The following is a 3,564-nucleotide window of genomic DNA, read 5'->3' as shown; positions in this document are numbered from 1 at the left end:
TTTTTTTGGTTTAAATTTTAATACCTTAGTAACTTGATATGGATACTTGACAATTTAAAAGCTTCTCCATTATAATGGTGAAAAAAAAGGAGGAAATTATGGCTCAACAATGTCCTTTAATTTTTCGTCAGGTCGATGCTACGGTAACCCGAATCAATACGTTATTTGTGATTATTGCTCTCATGGTTTTTTTAGTCGTGCAAAATCCCCTCATCTTAGTTACTCTGATTGTTGATTTTATTTTACGTCTGTCCGGATACAAACAATTTAGTCCGCTAAACAGATTATCGTTGCTGATACAGAAACAATTTTCACTTCCGATCAAAATGGAAGATGCGGGAGCGAAGCGGCTTGCTGCGATATTCGGGACAATTTTTACGCTAATAGTACTAATTGCCTCTTTATTTCACGCAGATGCAGTGATAGCTGTTGTTGTGGGAATCTTTTTATTTTGTGCCGCATTGGAACTTTTGTTCGGTTTTTGTGTTGCGTGTAAAATTTATTACATTGCAAAAAAAATCTACCCAAAAGGGTTTGAATAATGGCAGCACTCTCGTCCAAAGCGATCTATGGATTGGCAGCAATGCATGTTTTGTCGCATGCTCCCTACGCTCGGGCGATGCAGGTCCGAGAGATTGCCGCGATGACGCAGATATCGCACGGGTATCTTGAACAGCTTCTCTCCATTTTACGCCGCAACAATCTCGTAAGCAGTATCCGAGGGGCTTCGGGAGGATATAAACTCTCACGTCCGAGCCATGAAATCGAAGTGATTGAGATTATCGAAGCGTTGGAGGGACCCTTTTATAAAATTGATGGGAATGTCGGTTCAAGTTTGATATTGGAATATTTTTGGGGCGATATTGAAGAAAAAATGAGGGGACTGTTCGGAATGAAACTCTCCGAACTGGATCAAGCGTATCAGCCTCATTATTACGAAATCTAGAGAGTTTTTTAGCGCTTTTGCTGTTGATTTTCTATAAGTTTGCGGTTGCTCATCATTATTAGTTCTATTTCATTGGCATTTTTTCCGTTGTAGACTTGTTCGATTTGGGTGTGTCCTTTTGCGAATACCTCTTCATAAAACTCTTGGAGTGATGTCCCTTTTTTTGTCCCTGTTCGGGTTTTATACAGAGGTTCGATGTGCAGCTTTTTTTCCGGTGCGGCATATTTTGCCAAAACTGCTTCACTTGCTTTATTAATGCGCATAGATGCCCGTTCGATTGGATTTAAAAGAGAACAAGCAAAAAACATACCTATGTTTCTCTCCCCTTTCGTCTTTAATCTATTTTTATTGGGTTAAAATACCGCATGACTATTTCATCTCTTATCCTCATCGGTGCTTCAACGGGCGGTCCAGGTCGGATTTATTCGATTCTTTCGTCATTGGACAGTCGGTTTAGGGGGACTATCGTTATTGCGCAACACATGAGTGCCTCTTTTATCCCCAGTTTTATTCATCAGCTTCAATCTGTCGTGATTTTGCCAATTGAAGGGGTCACTCAGCCCACAATCCTTCAAAAAGGCAAAATCTATATTTGTTCCGTAACGACACGGGTACATGAGCAAAGCGGGGAATTATGGCTCCATCCGATGGGAGAAGAGGGATATTCGTATAATCCTCAAATCGATATTTTGTTTGCTTCGGCCGCGGAACTTTCCCCTCGACTAAAACGGATGGGGGTCATCCTCACAGGGATCGGAGATGACGGTGCATTGGGATCGTTGGCTTTGTATGAATCGGGGGGAGACTGCCTGTTTGAAAGCGAAGCGAGCGCGATAGTATACGGGATGCCTCGTCGCGCCAAAGAGCTTGTCTGTAACGGCAACGTCGCTTCGATCGGCGAGATCATCGAACAGATCAAAACGTACGGTGGCAGTTATGTTTGATTGGTTTAAGCCCAAAAAATCGTTGCCCATAGAGCCGCCGATCGAAAAAAAAGTCGAAAACTTTCAAAGCCCGCGTGCAGTATTGGATCGGTTTACAGCTATTACCGGCATCCATTTCAACCAGAAAGAATCGGTCACCGCAACAAAACTAATCTATTTTTGTCGAAATCACTCGCTGTATTCATTCGAAGAACTTAGTTATGCCATTGAAACAAACAAGGGAATTTTGGAAGCATTGATCAATATGCTCACCGTCAATGAAACCTATTTTTTCCGAGAATCGCGCCAAATCTTTTTTTGTGCCGAACGGGCTCTCCGTTCCGGTAAGCCGATTCGGGTTTTGTGTGCTCCTGGATCAACGGGAGAAGAGCCGTATTCGATAGCAATGGCATTACTGGATAAGGGGATTTTGCCTCATCGGATCGAGATTGTCTCGCTGGACATTAACAGTGACGTGATCTCTTTGGCGCAGGAAGGGATGTACAACGGACGTTCATTGCATAAAACAGCTCCCCATCTTCAGGAGAAATATTTTCAAAAAGTTGGGGGGATGTTTAACATAGCCGATGGAGTGAAGCGGCTTGTCCATTTTCATACGGTCAATATTTTTGAGGATTCTCTCTTTGCATTGGGGCGTTTTGATGTTATTTTTTCGCGGAATATGCTGATTTATTTTGATGAAGCAACAGTCATTCGTGCTGTTGAGCGCCTTAGCCGTTTGGCGCAGAATCGTGAGACTCTTTTCTTTTTTGGACATGCCGATTTTGTTAAAACGCCTCCGATGCTCTGCGAACATTACGAAGATGGGGTGAAATTTTACACGTTGTCCTAAAGCCCTTCGTTGAGGACATACCATAACCGATCCACCTCTTTGTCATCCAAAAAGAGGGTAGATGTATTCGTATAGAGCCACTCAAGTCCTTTTGGGTTGATGGAGAGGGTATGAGAACAATTTTGGTGTGCCGGTAAAAATGCTCGGATAAGTGAAATATCATCTTCTATCGGAAGATCGCAAAAAAAACACTCCAGCTCCCGATGCAGCCGCCCCTCATGATCCAAAAGTCGTACGTACGATTCGATGGCCACCCGCTTGGGATTTTGATCCCTCCATCGTATAGAAGCATCATTGAGCAGGGCAAAGTAAAAATCGCCGATAGACTCGGAATCCTTCAAATGAGGGTGGAAGAGGGTGATAAATTGCTGCCAAAGACGGAGACGTTCATATTCTCCCATCCAGTTAAAGCCTAAATGGATGACATCTTTCATTCTGGGGATCGAGGATTTGAGAGAATGCTCGGCTTCAAAATCGATTTTAAATCCCATATTGATAGGACTGTGTCGTGCACCGTAAAATCGATAAAGGGTCTGTAAGCTTTCCTCCGCTATGATAGTAACAATCATATCTTCTTCACGAGCGCGAGTTAGTTTGATGATGAAGCCCTGCATTTTTGATCTACTTTTACACGTTTTAAATTAATTGTCTTATTATTGAGCATTATTTTAATCTTTCTTAACCTAATAAACAGTAAAATAAAAAAAGTTCATCTCCCTTTAAACTACTTATGTTTAAAAAGAGATTAAAAAATATAAATTTGCCGAAATTTTCTGGTGAAAGGTGACGATTAGAGTGGAATACCAAGACCTATTACGATCATTTAAAGATAACTGCGGATT

6 protein-coding genes are annotated in these 3,564 nt (G+C 41.9%); 4 read left to right on the top strand and 2 right to left on the bottom strand.

The genetic code is table 11. The features are described 5' to 3' along the window. Window positions 1–98 precede the first annotated feature (98 nt). Both JHC35_RS02980 and JHC35_RS02975 read left to right on the top strand, forming a co-directional pair. Window positions 99–542, top strand: a complete 444-nt coding sequence (locus JHC35_RS02980) for a DUF4395 domain-containing protein (RefSeq protein ID WP_295041894.1) — start codon at window positions 99–101, stop codon at window positions 540–542. Beyond that, window positions 542–946, top strand: coding sequence for an Rrf2 family transcriptional regulator (locus JHC35_RS02975; protein WP_295041893.1), 405 nt, complete (start codon window positions 542–544; stop codon window positions 944–946). The genes JHC35_RS02980 and JHC35_RS02975 overlap by 1 nt, the downstream gene beginning before the upstream one ends. An 8-nt stretch (window positions 947–954) precedes the next feature. Here JHC35_RS02975 and JHC35_RS02970 read toward each other — a convergent pair whose 3' ends face one another. Further along, the gene (locus JHC35_RS02970) at window positions 955–1,209 is read right to left on the bottom strand and encodes a hypothetical protein (RefSeq protein ID WP_295041892.1); all 255 of its coding nucleotides are present in this window, start codon (window positions 1,207–1,209) and stop codon (window positions 955–957) included. A 102-nt stretch (window positions 1,210–1,311) separates the two neighbouring features. Here JHC35_RS02970 and JHC35_RS02965 point away from each other — a divergent pair, with 102 nt between their 5' ends. Together JHC35_RS02965 and JHC35_RS02960 are read left to right on the top strand one after the other, a co-directional pair. Then, window positions 1,312–1,890 (top strand): CheB methylesterase domain-containing protein, encoded by a 579-nt coding sequence (locus tag JHC35_RS02965; RefSeq protein ID WP_295041891.1) that lies wholly within the window; start codon window positions 1,312–1,314, stop codon window positions 1,888–1,890. Beyond that, entirely contained in the window at window positions 1,883–2,722 is an 840-nt protein-coding gene (locus JHC35_RS02960) for a CheR family methyltransferase (protein ID WP_295041890.1), read from the top strand. The genes JHC35_RS02965 and JHC35_RS02960 overlap by 8 nt, the downstream gene beginning before the upstream one ends. On the opposite strand, the gene recO is transcribed toward JHC35_RS02960, so the two are convergent. After that, window positions 2,719–3,336, bottom strand: a complete 618-nt coding sequence (gene recO / locus JHC35_RS02955; RefSeq protein ID WP_295041889.1) for a recombination protein RecO — start codon at window positions 3,334–3,336, stop codon at window positions 2,719–2,721. The two genes, JHC35_RS02960 and recO, sit on opposite strands and share 4 nt — an antisense overlap. Between the last annotated feature and the right edge of the window lie 228 nt (window positions 3,337–3,564).

The organism is Sulfuricurvum sp. (assembly GCF_022759005.1).
Taxonomy (GTDB): domain Bacteria; phylum Campylobacterota; class Campylobacteria; order Campylobacterales; family Sulfurimonadaceae; genus Sulfuricurvum.
This window is presented reverse-complemented; position numbering and strand designations above follow the sequence as displayed.